Source organism: Pseudomonas sp. SIMBA_041 (genome assembly GCF_046535095.1).
GTDB lineage: Bacteria > Pseudomonadota > Gammaproteobacteria > Pseudomonadales > Pseudomonadaceae > Aquipseudomonas > Aquipseudomonas mucoides.
On the sequence record NZ_JAWRXJ010000036.1, the window covers coordinates 1 to 569 of the forward strand.

At 55.4% G+C, this 569-nt stretch carries 1 protein-coding gene; it reads left to right on the forward strand.

All coding sequences use genetic code 11. The features are described from left to right. Window positions 1–450, forward strand: a 450-nt coding sequence (locus SB725_RS30100) for a hypothetical protein (RefSeq protein WP_410923012.1), incomplete at its 5' end; no start/stop codon positions are given. Window positions 451–569 lie beyond the last annotated feature (119 nt).

Consider the following 569-nt stretch of genomic DNA (forward strand, 5'->3'; position numbering starts at 1 on the left):
CCAGACTGGGTGGCTCTGGTCTGGGCGGTCATGCTCTTCACCACCCAGATGGATTTCTGGTGGGCGGTCAATTCGCTGCCGCAAGTCAGGGCGACCTTCTCGTTCCAGGAGTTTTTGCTGTTGGTGCTGCTGGCACTTGCGCTGTTCGTTTCCTCGGCGCTGATGTTGCCTAGCCGCAGCGAGGACGAGCGCGAAGGGCTTCGTGTGTACTTCGAGCAGGATGGCCGCTACGCGCTGCTGTTCCTGTCGGGCTATTACCTGCTTGGGTTCATCGTCAACATTCTGTTGTTCGGCGTTTCGCCCATGGCGCTTTGGGGCGCCTTTGACGTGGTCATGATCATGATCCCACTGTGTGTGTTTGCAGCCAGCTCGCGCAAGGCCTATGCGCTGCTGACCGTGGCATTCGTACCTCTTAATATTGCGGACCTGATCATATCGCTAGTGGCGTGACCGAGGTCTTGCGCTGTGCATTAAAATCTATGCATTTGGAGTACGATATCTGTACAAGATGCTATTGTTGTACAGTATTTACGCGTACTTGAGGTCAGTATGGCGCACCGTGCTCGTTG